Genomic DNA, 13,922 nt, shown 5'->3' on the forward strand with positions numbered 1-13,922 from the left:
CTCACTCCGCCCGCGCGTGAGGCGACACCTTCGCCGGGCCGTCGCCGACCGCCGCGAGGACGCGCTCCACCACCGGCGCGTGTTGCGCGAGCAGCCGGGACGGCGCGACGCCCAGGGTCACGATGAGCGCCAGGACCGACAGCAGGACGGCCCGCTCCCGGAAGAGGAGCGGCGTGATCGCCGCGGCGCTCGCCCGGCCGCGCGGGATCGGGCCCAGGAAGGTGCGCTGGAACGCGCGGAACATCGTGATCCCGTTGAGCGCCGTCGCGCCCAGCATCATCACCGCGGGCACGGCGTGCACGTGCAGGACCCCGTGCAGCAGCAGATCCTCGCCGATGAACGTCAGCGCCCCCGGGAACCCGATCGCCGCGAACGCGAGCAGGAAGAAGAAGGCGGCCATGCGCGGCGTCCTCGCCACGAGGCCGCCGAGCTCCCTCATGTCCGCCGTGCCCGTCCGCGCCTCGATCGCCCAGACGACCATCGCCACCCCGGTGACCGCGATCGAGAGGCCGAAGCTCTGGATCAGCGCGCCGCTCACGCTCTGCGGGTTCATCGACGCGATCCCGAGGAGCACGAGCCCCTTCTGGCTCGCCACGAGGTACCCGATCATCCGACGGAGATCCGTCTGCGTGAGCGCGAGGATCGAGCCGTGCACGGCGCTGATGAGCCCCAGCACGGCGAGGAACGGCATGTGCTCGGCGCAGGCATCGGGCAGGAGCGGCACCGCCACGCGGACCAGCACGCAGACGCCGACCTGCATCTCGGCGAGCAGGACGGTCACGCCGATCGGCCCTCGCTCGAGCAGCACCGGCAGCCAGCCGTGGAACGGCACGGCGGCCATGCGCATCAGCACCGAGATGCCGACGAGCGCGAGCAGCGGCGACTGCCACGCCTCTGGGATGCCGGCGCGGGCGACCTCCTGGATGTCGAACGGCAGCGCCGCGCCGCGGCGCGCCGCGAGCGCGGCCATGATGCCGATCCCGAGGACGAGCGGCGCCGCGCCGCCGATCAAGAAGATGCGGTAGGTGCGCCGGAGGAGCTGATCCGACGCGCCTTTCCCGGAGGTGAGGCGCGCGCCCGGCAGGAGCGCGGCGACCCACGCCACGGCGAGCACCGCGAGGTCGGTCGCGCAGTAGACGCCGAGGATGGCGCTGCCCGTGGCGAGCAGCGCCACGAGGTTCGGCCGGTCGAGCGCGGCGCGCGGGCCCGCGGCGATCAGGGCGAGCAGCATGAAGCCGAGCAGCGGCAGCAGCGAGGCGCTGAAGCCGTCGAGGCCGAGGCGGAGGCGCACGCCGAGCAGCGGCACCGCCGGGCCTATCGCGTCGAGGGCGACGCCGCCGCCTGCGTGGAACACCGCGAGCGCCACGAGCGCGAGCAGCAGGGTGAGCGCCGCGCCGGCGAGGGCCACGCGGCGCGCGGCATCGTCGCCGCGCGCGCGGGAGGCGGCCAGCGCGGCGAGCGCAGGCGCGAGGACGAGCGCCGAGAGGAGCAGGAACATCGTCATGACCGCGCCCCCTTCGCGCCGGCCGGAGCGGCCGCGGGAGCCGCCGCCCCCGCGCGCTCGCCGCGCGCGCTCCCGGCGACCGCGCCGCCGGGCTCACGCTCGGCGACGCCGCTCAGCGCGGCGACCCAGCGGCGCTCGAGCCGGTCGAACGCCTGCCCGAGGCGCATGCACGGCGCCGCGATGAACCGCTGCTGCAGCGCCTCCACGTGGAAGCGCTCGAGGGCGAGCCAGTACACGCGCCGCACGAGCGGCGCCGGCAGCAGGCGGGCGGCGATCCCGAGGTGCGGCAGCGGGGCGCCGGCGTGCGCGGCCCGGATCTCCTGCGCGTCGCGGAGCGCCGAGGGCGCGCGCAGCATCTGCAGGCACCGCAGGCACGCGTGCGCGAACAGGTGCACGAGCGCGAGCCTGTAATACCCGAGCCCGATCTCCACGAAGATGATCCCGACCTGCGACATCGTCGCGTACGCGAGCGCGCTCTTCACGTCCGCCTGCACGCGACCCACCAGCGTCCCGTGGACGGCCGTGAGCGCGCCGACGACGGCCACCGCCGCGCTCGCCGCGGGCGAGCGCTCGAGCACGGGCGCCGCGCGCAGCATCAGGTACACGCCCGCGTGGATCGAGATCGCGCCGTAGAAGAGCGCGCTTGAGGGCGTCGGGCCCTCCATCGCCCTCGGCAGCCAGCTGCCGAGGGGGAACTGCGCGCTCTTGCCCATCGCGGCGAGGAAGAGGCACAGCGCGAGCGCCGTCGCCCCGGAGGCGCTGATCGCGGCGGCGGGCCCGGGCCAGGCGGCCCCGCCGAACACCTCGCCGAAGCGGGAGGAGCCCGCGATCTCGTGCATCAGCACCACGCCCACGAGCAGCCCCACGTCGCAGAGCCGGTAGGTGATGTAGACCCTGAGCGCCGCCCGCGCCGGCGCCGCGCGCTCGTGGAAGAAGGCCACGAGGAGCACGCTCGTCACGCCCACGAGCTCCCAGCCGATGAAGAGCAGGTCGAGGCTCCCCGCGGACACGAGCGCGAGCATGCCCGCCGAGAACAGGGCGAGGAGCAGGAAGAACCGCGCGAACCCCGCCTCGCGGTGCAGGTACGCGACCGAGAACCTGCCGGCGACGAGCGCGATCAGCGAGACGAGCACCATCATCGTCGCCGACAGCCGGTCGACGAGCAGGACGACGTCGAACGCGTAGCCCGACGCCTCGAACCAGTGCCCGAGCTCCACCGAGAGGAAGGCGTAGGGCGAGAGGACGGACGAGCCCCAGACGACGAGCGAGGCGGCGAGCGAGATCGAGAGCGAGGACAAGACGACGCCCGACATGACCCGCTCGCTCGGCTTGCGCAGGAGGAGCAGGAAGGCGCCGAGCGCGGCGAAGGCGGCCGCCGGAGAGAGCACCGCGAGCGCGGTGAGCTTGCCGAGGACGAGGTCAGGCAGCATGGTCGGCGATCTCCATCGAGGGCCGCGAGGGCGTGGCGCGGATGATGGCGGGCGGGACGAAGCCGCTCTTGCCCGCGTACCAGTCGAGCGACCGCGCCACCTCGGGCAGCGGGCGCTCCGGGGGCGTGAACGGCGCGAAGGCGCCGCGGGTGAAGCGCGCGATCTGGCCCGTCGCCGGATCGAGGCAGGCGAGCTGGATCCAGCCGTTGTGGATGAGCTCGCGGAGCGCCGGCTGCCGCGCACAGATCGCCGCGGCCGTCTCCGTGCTCGTCTCCACGACGGTGAGCATGCGCACCGGCTCGTGGACCTCGATCATCTGCTTCGGCAGGCCGGTGCGCAGATCGCTCAGCGCGCCGTCCATGACCCCGAGCAGCGAGGCGAGGTTGTGCGGGAGCTTGGTGCCGGCGCCGTAGCGGAGGTTGTCGACGCGGGAGAAGTAGTACTCCAGGTTGATCCCCGCCCCGACCGGCCCGGCCGAGAGCAGGACGCGCTCGAGGATCGCACCGGAGGGGTCCTGCGTCGGGTCGTACGAGACGAGGAACACCCGGCGGTCGAGGAACAACCCGCGGGTGAGCTCGCGGCGGCCGATCACGCAGACGGCGTTGGTGGCGTGGCCGAGCTCGGGCCGCGCCTCGCTGAGGTCCACGGCGCGCGCCTCGACATGCGCGAGCGCCTGCTCGGGGCTCAGGCGCTCTGGGGCCGACGCGAAGCGACGGCAGCGCTCGTGCGCGTGCCGCTTGCGCGCCTCGCCGAGGGCCTCCTTGAGCGCGGAGATCTCGCCGCGGTGCGACGCCGGCGCGAGGTGCTCGTCGTAGAGGACGATCTCCTCCGTCGTCGTGTTGTTCATCCCGCCGAGGAAGAAGGTCCCGTCCGGGATGTCGATGCCGCGCTCGCGGAGCTGGGCGCGCACCTCCCGATCGTTGGCCATGGCGGCGAACAGCCGCGCGTTCGGGCCGCCGTGGCGGCCGCCGCACGCGCCGCAGTCGTACGCGGACTGGTGCGGATTGTTCACGCTGCTCGAGCCGTGGCCGAGCATCACCACGAGCGGCGCGAAGCGCCGCGTGAGCCCCATGATCTCGAGCGTCGCCGCCACCCGCGCGGCCTTCTCGGAGGCCGTGAAGGCCGCGCCTCCGCGGCCCTGCGCCGTCCCCTCCTCGTGCGGGCTGTGGAGGTGGGTCGGCACCGCCGGCAGGAGGCGGCGCTCGAACGCGCGGCGCAGCCGCGCGTAGGCCCGCGGGAAGAGGGTGCGGCCGACGAGCGGGATCGTGGAGAACAGCCCGAGGGTCGGCGTGAGCAAGACGCCGCGCGAGAGGGTCCGGGTCCCGTGCCCGAGCGCGTGGACGAAGCGCGCCCAGCGCCTGCGGCGCGCCTTCCGGACGAGCCCGGCGCCCTCCTCGCGGGGTCGCTCGACGATCTCGTGCGCCGGCGCGACGTTGACAGGGCAGAGGCTCGCGTGGCCTGCGTCGTCGAGCCCGCGGTAGCGGATGGGCACGCCGAAGAACCCGGCGATGCCGAGGGTCTCGTGCCGCGGGGAGAGCTCCTCGAAGTGCCGCCGGAGCCCCTCGCAGCGGTCATCGATGCAGAGCGCGACCTGGAACCGGGGCGAGCGGACCGCGCGCTCGTCCGCCGGACGGCGAAGGTTCGCCGCGATGCCGTGCAGCACCTCGACGCGGTGGTGGTGCTCGTAGGCCTCGTGCAGGAGGCGCCGCCGCGCCATCTCGTCGAGCCCCTCGAGCACCTCGAGCGCCCAGACGCGATCCGCCGCCGGGAGCGGCTGGACCTGGGCGACCGACAGCCCTGCGAGCTGGGCGAGCTGGAACAGGCGGAAGGGCCTGTCGCCGTCGGGCGAGCGCCGCGGCGGATCGACGGGCCTCGCGGCGCGCCGGGCGTGCCCGACGAGCCCCGCGAGGGGCCCCCGATACCCGAGTCTCCGGCGCGCCACGTCGCGCAGCGCGTACCGGGCGAGCGTCAGGCGCACGGCGAGGTACTCGATCAGCGACGCCGGCGGCGCGCCCGCGGGCCGGTCGCTCGGCGTGTGCTCGACGCGGTGGACCATGCCCGCCCAGCCCGGCAGCTCGAGCAGCACGCGCGTGACGTAGCCCTCCCAGTGGTCCTCCGTGACGCCGAGGTCGCGCAGGGCGGCGACGGCCACGGCGGCGGGCGGCATGTTCGCCCCGATCGCGCGGAGCTCCGCGTCGAGCCCGGCAAAGTGCGCGCCGGCCGGCCTCGACCCCTCCAGCACGAGGCCGCGGAACGCGCGGAAGAGCCCCCGCGCGCGGTCCGGCATCGCCCAGTGCGCGACGCCCTCGTCGAGGTAGGCGCCGAGGAGCCGGATGAAGGGCGGATCGATGAGCTCGGCCGGATCCTCCCCCGTGATCGCGAGCAGGAGATCGCGGTGCGATCGATCGACGCCCACGCGATCGACGAGCGGGGGCTCGGCGGGCTCCGTCGGCGGCAGCGGCACGCCGCGGCAGGTGTCCCAGAGGGCGAGCGCGGCGCGGGACTCCGGGTCACGGCCGCCCTGGTCCAGGAGGCGCGCGGCGGCGTGGGGACGCTCGGCGAGCCAGCGCTCCGTATAGACGAGGAGGCGGTGGTACGGCCCGGACGGCAGATCGGGCCGGAGCTCGCGCGTCGCTCCCGTCTCGGCGATGCGCCACCCCAGCCCCGCCTCGGTGGCGGTCTCGATGGAGAAGCGCAGCGCGAGGCGCTCGATCTCGATGCGTGACAGCGGGCCTCGGCGCTCGTCAGGCACCTCGGCGAAGCGCTCGGCGAGCGCCGCCTCGATGTCCTGGTCGTCGATGCGGCCCGACGCGATGTGCGCGCGGAACTCCGCCTCGGAGAGGTACGGCTCTGCCTCGAACAGCGCGCTCGCCGCGGCGAGCGCGTCGTGGAACGGCAGGTGTTGGAACGCGTGCAGCGTGTTGTGGTGGACGAACACGCCGATCGGCCCCTGTGCTGGCAGGAAATGACCGACGTGCTGGAGGAGGGCGCGCAGTCGCTCTTCTGGGGCTTCGCCTGCGCCGGATGTCGAACTTGGCTCGTTCATGTCAATCGTGGAGTGTTGTTATCGTCCAAAATCCGCGGCGTGCACGCGCAGTTTTCGCGCATCTCGCGCGTGGTTCACCGGATGCACGCCGGTCGCCTGGTAAGTTGCCTCGTGAGTTGCCTCGTGAGTTGCCTCGTGAGTTGCCTCGTGCCCGCCGTGCAAGCTCAGCGGCTCATCGCGGGCGCGAGCACGACCTTCTTTCGCGCGGAGAGCGGGTGCGACGACATCGGACCGTGGTCGTCGAGGCCCGAGAGCGTCAGCGTCCGCCCCTCGCGCTCGAGGGTGGCCTTGAGATCGTGCAGGTTGGCCATGACCGTGTGATCCACCAGGCGGGTGTCGGCGAAGTCGATCTCGACGGCCGTGGCGTCGGGGTGCCGCGCGAGCCTCCGCTTGATCGAGAGGTAGTTGCTGAAGACGGCGGCCTGCTTGACGCGCAGCACCAGCCGCCCGCCGTCGACGCGCTCCTCGATGTCGGGCCGGAAGAGGCTCCGGAGCGGCGCGCCGTTGAGCACGTGGATGAACATCTCCACGGCGATGCCGGCCGCGACCCCCACGAGCAGATCGGTCGCGAGGGTGATCACGGCGGTGGCGACGAAGACCACGAGCTGCTCCTTGCCGATGCGGAACGTGTGCACGAACTCCCTGGGAGACGCGAGGCGGACGCCCGTGAAGGTGAGCATCGCGGCCAGCGCGGCGAGCGGGATCCTGTGGATGAGCCCCGGCGCGAAGGCGACGAAGACCAGGAGGAACACGCCGTGAAAGAAGTTCGAGAGCCGGCTCCTCGCTCCGTAGCCGATGTTGGCGGAGCTGCGGACGATCTCCGAGATCATCGGCAGCCCTCCCAGCATGCCCGCGACGAGGTTGCCGACGCCGGTGGCGAGCAGGTCCTTGTCGAGATCGGCGCTGCGCCGCTCGGGATCGAGGGAGCTGACCGCCTTCGCGGACAGCAGCGACTCGATGCTTCCCACCAGGGAGAACATGAGGACATACTTGAGGGACGCGGACGAGGCGACCTGGCTGAAGTCCGGGAAGGCGATCGCCTGCACCAGGCTCCCCGGCAGGTTGACGAGGAACTTTGGCCCGATCGTGTAGATCGAGTCCGTCACCGAGAAGGTGTACGTGTGCCTGTGCTCGAGGTCGAAGACCAGCGCGAGCGGCATCGAGGCCGCGAGCACCAGGAGCGGCGCCGGGATCTTCTGCATCCATCGTGTTCTCCTGGCCAGCGCCGGATAACCGAACAGGAGGACGAGCGACAGGACGCCTATCAGGGCGATCGCGGGGTTCAGCCGGACGACGCTCGCCGGGATCTCCAGCAGCAGGGGGAGCGGCTCCTTGGCCGTCGGGGTGATGCCGAGGAGCGTGTGGATCTGCTTCGAGCAGATGATGATCCCGATGGCCGCGAGCATGCCGTGCACCACCGAGGTGGGGAAGAAGTCGCCGAGGGTGCCGGCGCGCGCGAGCGCGAAGGCGATCTGCACCACGGCGGCGACGACGATGCACGCGAGCGCGCGGCGGTAGCCCGTCGCGTTGTCCCCGTCGCCGAGCTCCTGAACCGCGCCGAGCGCGATGACGATGAGCCCCGCTGCCGGGCCTTTGATGGTGAGCTGCGCGCTGCCGAGCCAGGTGGCGATCACGCCGCCGACGACGGCGGTGAGCACGCCTGCGATGGGGGGGAATCCGCTCGCCATGGCGATGCCGAGGGAGAGCGGGAGCGCTATCAAGAAGACGAGGAACCCCGAGACGAGATCGCTCTTCCACGTGGATAGAGCAGGTTCTGGTGGTGGGTCCGGGATCTTGGGCACGGGCATGGTGGTGTTCGACCTTCGGATGCGCGGGCAGGACGAAAGTCCCGCAGTCGCCGTTCCGACCGCTGGTGGGTTGTCGCCCTGGTTCGTTCAGGCTCGTCGCACACGTGGCCAGCGCGCCGGCGAGCCGCTGTTGCGGCTCGTCTCCACGCCGGTCCTTCGCGGCGGACCTCGGACGAACTCGGGCGACGCGTTCCTAGGAAACGGGGTGGCTCGTGTCCAGCACCGGACCACACGAAATTTGGGGTTGCCGCCCTGACGCACCCGCGCCACATCATTTCACCACAAACGAATCGGCGCGCCGTGCCTGTGCGCGAATGCCTGTCCCCTACCCAGATACCCAGATACCCAGATCGCCGGTACACCGAGTTCGCTCTGGCCCGGGCACCACGGCACTCCAGCGCTTCGCATGGGGCGCAAATACTCCCTGATACCGGCCAAGGGCGGCGTCGGTGTCGTGCTCCCCCTTCTGGTCGTGCTCCCCTTTCTGAACGAGCCGCGCGACCCGCCCTCCGCGCAGCGCTGCCTCGGCGCGAGCATCGAGCGCGCTCAGCTCTCCTACCGAGGGTTGCCGCTCCTCGAAGGGGCGCTCCTTGGGTCCACCGCCCGGGCCCGTCGGTCCGCGGTTCGGGCCGTTCGACCAGCGCAGCCGAGCCTCGGCGTGGGCTGCGCGCGGCGCCCTGTAGCGGGGGCTCTTCGCTTCTGGCATGGTCGCCGCCATGCTCGTCCGCAGCGCTCTCCCCTCGGTTCCACGCGGCCCGCGGCGCGACGCACGCCGCCTGACCGGCCCCGCGCTCGGGCGCCGCGCGCCGGCGCTGCTCGGCGCCGCCCTCGCCCTCTCGCTCGGGTGCTCCGCCGCGCCGCAGGCCCCCGTCGCGCGCCCGGCGCGGGTCGTGAAGACGCCGCCCGCGCAGCCGAAGGCGCCGGAAGGGCCGCCGCTCCTGCCGGCCCGCGTGATCGCGGAGCTCGACGACGAGGACGCGACGCCCTACTTCGCCCGGCGCGGCGACGAGGCGCTGCTGCTCTACGCCGCGGGAGGGCGCCTCCGGACGCGCCTCCTCGGCGCGGACGGCGCGCCGCGCGGGGACGCCGTGGACGCGGGGCCGGTCGCCGCCGACGTGCCCGTCGCCGCGCTGCGCGCCACGCCGCAGGGCTACCTCGCCGCCTGGATCGAGCAGATCGACGGGAGCCGCGCGGTGCGCGTGCTCGCGCTCGACCCCGCCGGCAAGCCGAGCGCCCCGGCGAGCCTCGTCGCGCAGACGGCCGAGGAGATCTCGTGGCTCGACGTGCTCCCGAACGCGCAGGGCGCGCTCGTGCTGTGGGAGATGCCGCGCGAGCCCCAGGGCGACGCGGCCCGCGCCGGCGTCGCCCACCCCGGCGTCGACCGCGTCGACGTGGTCATGACGGTCGTGGCGCAGGGCAAGGGCGCCGCGATCAAGCCGACGGCGCCCGCGTCGGTCGCGCGCCAGGTGCTCGGGTGGCACGCGGTCGCCACCGAGCGGGGCGCGGCGGTCGCCCTCGTGCTCCCGCCGGCCGCGCCGCGCGGCCGAGGCGAGGGCAAGCCCGCGCGCACGGCGGAGGCGGAGGACGCCGAGGAGGACGGGAAGCTCGGATCCGTCGCGCTCCTGGAGATCGACGCGGCCGGGAAGGTGTCGGCGCCGGTGGTCGTCAGCCCCGAGCCGACGGCGCAGATCGATCTCGAGATCGCCTCCCTCGGTGGGCGTTACCTGCTCACCTGGACCGACGAGCGGGACATCGACGGCGCCGTCTACCTCGCGGCGGTCGAGCCGGGCGGCAAGGTGGTGGTGGCGCCGCGGCAGGCGACGCCGCCGTCCGGCGAGCAGGCGCTCGTGTCGCTCGTCGCGCCCTCCCAGGGCGGAGGCGGACGGGCGCTGCTCGCGTGGGAGGACCTGCTGCGCACCCGCGACGGCGAGGCCGGCGGCGCGCGCGGGCCGGGGCGCCTCATCCACCTCGCGTCGGTCGGCCCGGACGGGACGCTCGGCGCGGAGCGGGCGGCGCTCGTCTTCAGCGCGAGCGGGCCGCCCGACATCGTGGCCGACGGCGACGGCTTCGCCGCGGTGACGCTCGCGCCCGCCACGCTCAAGATGGCGCGCGACGGGGCGGCCGCGCCGCCGGTCTGGCCGACGTTCGTGCGGTTCGGCCCGGATCTCTCGGTGCGGGCGGCAGAGCCGGTGCGCGCAGCGCCGTTCGCGGCGACGGACGGCGTGCCGTACCTCGTGCGCGGGCTGACGTGCCACGCGGGCGCGTGCGCGACGCTGGCGAGCGCCGCGCCCGGCCCGCAGCCTGGCGGCGCGGCGGGCGCGGCGGGCGCGGCGGGCGCGCGGGCGCCGCTCGCGCTGGTGTCGCTCCCGGTGCGCGAGAGCGCGTGGCGCGCGCCCGCGTTCCGGGAGGACAAGGACCCGCCGCCGCGCGCGACCGCGGTGCGCGCCCTCGCCGAGGGCGACCCCATCGCCAAGGTCGCGGCGGTCGAGCTCGACGGCGGCGCGGCGCTCTCGGCGTGGGTCACGTACTTCGTCGAGGGCGCGTCGGACGCCGCGCCCCGCGGGCAGGAGGTCTCCGCGACGCTCGCGGCGCGCGCCGTGTCCCCGGGCGGCCTCGGCAAGCTGAGCGTCCTCTCGCAGAAGGCGTCGTCGCTCGGCGGCGTCGCGATCGCGGCGGCGCCGCCGCTCCCGGCCGACGCGAAGGGCAAGGGCGCGGCGCAGGGCGAGAGCGTGATCGCGTGGGTCGCGCGCGAGCGGGGTGAGACGCAGGTCTACCTGACCAAGGTCGACGCGACGGGCGCGAAGGTCGCGCAGAAGAAGCTCACCACGGCGCCGCGGAAGAAGCAGGGCCGCGTGGTGAGCGAGGCGTCCGACGTGGCGATCGCCTACGACGGCGCGGGGGGCTTCATCGTCGCGTGGATCGACACGCGCGACGGCAACGCCGAGGTGTACGCGGCGCGGGTGGACCGCGCGCTGAACCGGACGGCGCCGGACCGCCGCATCACGAACGCGCCGCTCGACGCGGCGGAGGTGCAGATCGCGGTGCGCGGCCAGGAGGTGTGGCTCGTGTGGTCCGACGCGCGCACGGGCGGCGGCGCGGCTGCGGGCGGCGCGGCTGCGGGCAGCGGTGCGGCTGGCCAGGGCGGCGCGGGTGTGAGCGGCGGCGCGGCCGCGGGCGGCGCGGCTGGTCAGGGCGACGAGCCCGGCGGCGACATCTTCCTCGCGCGGCTCGACGCGAAGACGCTGCAGCGGATCGGCGACGAATCGCGCCTCCATGCATCCTCGGAGCACTCGCGCAGCCCGGTGCTCGCGCCGCTCGAAGGCGGGCTCTTCGTCGGCTGGATCGACGAGCCGGCCGACGAGGCCGGCGGGAACGCGACGGCCGGCGGGCGCGCGCGGCTGGTGCGGGTCGACGGCAACGGCGCGGTGCAGGGCTCGCCCGTCGTGGTGAGCGGCCCGGACGGCGCGGCGGTGTCGTCGCTCGCGCTCGCGTGCGACAAGATCTGCCGCGGCGTGCTCGCGTCGGCCCCGGGGGACTCGGTGGAGCTGAGCGCCTTCACGCTGGCGCCCGGCGACGTGTCGGCGCCCTCCCTCAAGCCGCTGGTGTGGCTGACCGGCGGCGCGTCGCAGGACGTGTCGCCGGCGTTCGCGGGGCGGTCCGGCACCTCGCTGTTCTTTGCGGACGACGCGGTGAGCGGCTCGGGGCGCGTCCGGTGGATGACGATCGCGTGGCCGTGAGCGGCGCAGATCGCGCTCGGCGGCGCGCCGCGCCGCTGCGCGCGGGCGGGCTCCTCCTCGGGGCGCTGGCCTCCGCGCTCGGCTGCCCCGGGCCGCCGGAGGTGCCGGTCCCGCCGCCGCGCAAGCCGGCCGGCGCGGCGGCGCTGCCGGCCTGCAAGGACAGCGGCTGCTCTCAGGCCGGGGCGCTGCTCGCGGCCGCGCGGGCGTTCAGCGACGTGCGGCACGACTACCTCCTCGACACGTCGAGCGCGATGGTGCCGGGCCGCGGGCTGTCGAGGAGCGCGGCGGGCGCGTTCTCGCCGGTCGGCCTTGCCTGCGCCCGTCCGAAGGCGGAGCCGGCGGCGCCCGTGGCGGCGGGAGCGCCCGCGGTGACGGGCGCGCCCGGGTCGGCCGCAGCGCCCGCGGCGCAGACGGTGGCCGCGAGCACGGCGGCGCCCGCGGCGACGGCGGCGCCGGGCGCGCCCGCGCCGGCGCCGGGCGAGCGGGCGATCGACTTCCGCTATGTGGGCATCGCCGTCGACTCGGTCCTCGTCGGCGCCGACGTCGAGCTGCCGGCGTACTTCAGCGCCGGAGGGACGCTCGACCGCCGCCGGCTGCGGCTGGTCGCGATGGCGCTGGTCGCGGACGAGGATCCTCAGTTCTTCGAGCCGACCGAGAGCGTGGTGCCGGCGGCGGCCGGCGGCTGCGCCTGCGGTCGCGCGACGCACTTCATCGGGGCCGTGAAGCGCGGCGCGATGGTCGCCTACGAGACGGACGTGACGGCCGGCGAGGCGCACGGCACGGCGCTCGGCCTGTTCAAGGCCCGGCTCGAGGCGGGCGACCGCCGGGTGACGATGACCTCGGTCGGAGAGCTGGCCATCGAGGGCGTCGAGGGCGCGCCGGTCGCGGGCGCGAAGGGGGGCGGGCAGGCGTTCGGCGCGCTGCGGATGGAGGTCAAGAAGGCGGTGCCGCTGGCGTACGCGATCTACCCGGTGGCGGACGTGTGCCGGTTCTCGCTCGCCGAGCCGGAGATCGCGCCGCTGCCCGTCGACCTCGGCGTGGTGCCGTACGGCGCCGCGGGGACGGCGCAGGCGCTCATCACGAACCGGGCGCAGGTCGATGTCCGGGTGACCCACGGCGAGCGCACGGTCGAGGTGCCCGCGCACGGGAGCGCGGAGCTCACGTTCTCGTGGACGCCGGAGGGCGCGACGGCCGGGTGCGAGCGGCAGACGCGGCGGGACACGTTCGTCGTGCAGCCGAAGGACGTGTCCGCCCCGGTGGTGCCGCGCGAGCGGGCCGTCGTGGTGCCGCTCCAGGTCACGACGGGGATGCCGACCTTCTCGAAGCACGAGCCGATCGCGACCGAGACGGGGCGGTCGCCGGACTACGGCCGGGCGAGCGTGGACTGGACGTGCCCGGCCGGCTACGTGGTCGAGCAGTGCGAGCCGCAGCTGGCGAGCTGCCTGTCATCGACGGGGAGCTGCAACGCCGAGGGATACCGGCTGACCGCCGAGGCGACCGCGGACGGGCGGGGGTGCGCGTTCCGGTGCACGGGGCCGAGCTCGTCGTTGTGGGGCGACCACGGGTGCTCCTACACGGCGGCCATGGTGTGCCGGCTGGGGTGCAACTAGCTGGCTCGCCCCACCTGCCACGATCAGAACCGCCCGCGATCCAGGAGACGTTCGCCTCGCGGGAGCGAGCCTGAATCGGTAGAGTCGCGGCCGCGATGGGGCGCGTCACCTGGGGCGTCGGCGACGTGATCGACCTCGAGACCCGCCGGGGGCTCTTCGTCCTCGCGCAGATGGGCAGGTCTCCCTACCTCGTCTTCTTCCGTCACTTCCGCCGCGATCGCGATTGGCAGGGGACACGGCTCGCTCCGGCGGACGTCCTCTTCTGCACGGCCGTCACCCGGCAGCTCCTCAGGTCGAGCGTGATTGGCCGGGTCAAGGGCGTGGAGCCGCTGAACGTCGACCTCCCGACCGCGTGGATCCACCCCGACGCGACGAGCCGGCGGGTGACTGTCTGGGAGGGCACGCCTCACGAGCGCTCGTTCATCACGATCGGTCACGGCGGGGCGCTCGTGCGCAAGGATGTGAACCATCACGCCGGAGGTCCCTTCAAGCATCCGAGCGGCGTGTTCGACGAGATCCTCGAGCCATCGATCGCCGGTATCGAGACGATCGAGCGGCACGAGCTCACCTCGCTCGCCGTCTTCCCGCTCCTCCAGGAGCGGCTGTTCCTCTGTCATGGCGCGGGGAAGAGCGTCGACCCGGAGAAGCACCTGCTCTTCGATCTCCCCATGCCGCTCGCCTTCGAGCCCTACATCGAGCTCATCACGGCATCGACGGAGGAGGAGCGCCGCGCGTTGCAGCGGCGCTACGGCGCCGCGATGCCTCGCGCGTGACGACCGGACCGGAC

7 protein-coding genes are annotated in these 13,922 nt (G+C 74.3%); 3 read left to right on the plus strand and 4 right to left on the minus strand.

The genetic code is table 11. The features are described 5' to 3' along the window. Position 1: 1 nt before the first annotated feature. The 4 genes from WMF27_RS44340 to WMF27_RS44355 form a co-directional block, all read right to left on the minus strand. Positions 2-1,504, minus strand: coding sequence for a complex I subunit 4 family protein (locus WMF27_RS44340; RefSeq protein ID WP_437943590.1), 1,503 nt, complete (start codon positions 1,502-1,504; stop codon positions 2-4). Next, positions 1,501-2,934 (minus strand): proton-conducting transporter transmembrane domain-containing protein, encoded by a 1,434-nt coding sequence (locus WMF27_RS44345; RefSeq protein WP_437943591.1) that lies wholly within the window; start codon positions 2,932-2,934, stop codon positions 1,501-1,503. The genes WMF27_RS44340 and WMF27_RS44345 overlap by 4 nt, the downstream gene beginning before the upstream one ends. Then, positions 2,924-5,980 carry a YbcC family protein gene (locus WMF27_RS44350; RefSeq protein ID WP_437943592.1) on the minus strand — a complete coding sequence of 1,019 codons (3,057 nt, stop codon included), beginning with the start codon at positions 5,978-5,980 and terminating at the stop codon, positions 2,924-2,926. The genes WMF27_RS44345 and WMF27_RS44350 overlap by 11 nt, the downstream gene beginning before the upstream one ends. Before the next feature lie 164 nt (positions 5,981-6,144). After that, positions 6,145-7,788, minus strand: coding sequence for a SulP family inorganic anion transporter (locus tag WMF27_RS44355; protein ID WP_437762832.1), 1,644 nt, complete (start codon positions 7,786-7,788; stop codon positions 6,145-6,147). A gap of 716 nt (positions 7,789-8,504) precedes the next feature. On the opposite strand from WMF27_RS44355, the gene WMF27_RS44360 reads away from it, so the two are divergent. From WMF27_RS44360 to WMF27_RS44370, 3 genes are all read left to right on the plus strand, one after another. Beyond that, a complete protein-coding gene (locus tag WMF27_RS44360; RefSeq protein WP_437762831.1) occupies positions 8,505-11,525 on the plus strand; it encodes a hypothetical protein in 3,021 nt (1,006 codons plus the stop codon). Continuing rightward, entirely contained in the window at positions 11,522-13,135 is a 1,614-nt protein-coding gene (locus WMF27_RS44365) for a hypothetical protein (RefSeq protein WP_437762830.1), read from the plus strand. Before WMF27_RS44360 ends, WMF27_RS44365 begins: the two co-directional genes overlap by 4 nt. A gap of 95 nt (positions 13,136-13,230) precedes the next feature. Further along, positions 13,231-13,908, plus strand: coding sequence for a hypothetical protein (locus WMF27_RS44370; RefSeq protein WP_437762829.1), 678 nt, complete (start codon positions 13,231-13,233; stop codon positions 13,906-13,908). Positions 13,909-13,922: the final 14 nt, after the last annotated feature.

This window comes from Sorangium sp. So ce281, from assembly GCF_051527395.1.
In the GTDB taxonomy this organism is placed as follows: Bacteria; Myxococcota_A; Polyangia; order Polyangiales; family Polyangiaceae; genus Sorangium; species Sorangium cellulosum_B.